This is a genomic window from Staphylococcus gallinarum, from assembly GCF_000875895.1.
Lineage (GTDB): Bacteria > Bacillota > Bacilli > Staphylococcales > Staphylococcaceae > Staphylococcus > Staphylococcus gallinarum.
Genome location: NZ_JXCF01000207.1, coordinates 1 through 393 on the forward strand (window position 1 = coordinate 1; position 393 = coordinate 393).

Genomic DNA, 393 nt, shown 5'->3' on the forward strand with positions numbered 1-393 from the left:
CAGGCACGGATTGTTTTGCAATAATTGCAGCACGTACTAACCAGTCGATATGCTTTTCACTCGCCAATCGTGAAGCGCTGATCATTGAGTACGGACGTCTCTTTTTATCTGGATATTTGAGTTCGTGCACACTGCCGACAGGGATCGTCACGACGCGCGGTTTCACGCCTAGATAATGCTCAAATTGTGCTGTTAAAATCTCATTTTGCAAGTCTGTCGCAGTAATATAAAAATCAATAGCGTCATGTTGACTAAATTGATATTCGTAGTAGTTATTCCATAAAACATGATCATCATCTGTCGCATGAACACTAAAATGCTCTGCATGTACGACCACACCAATTTTGCTATCCCCTGCATTTTGTATAATCGCTTGTCCAACGTCTGTCGCAC

At 42.2% G+C, this 393-nt stretch carries 1 pseudogene; it reads right to left on the reverse strand.

Annotated elements, in window-relative coordinates:
* Positions 1-393, reverse strand: a pseudogene (locus SH09_RS16745) (accessory Sec system glycosyltransferase GtfA); the annotation flags it as partial.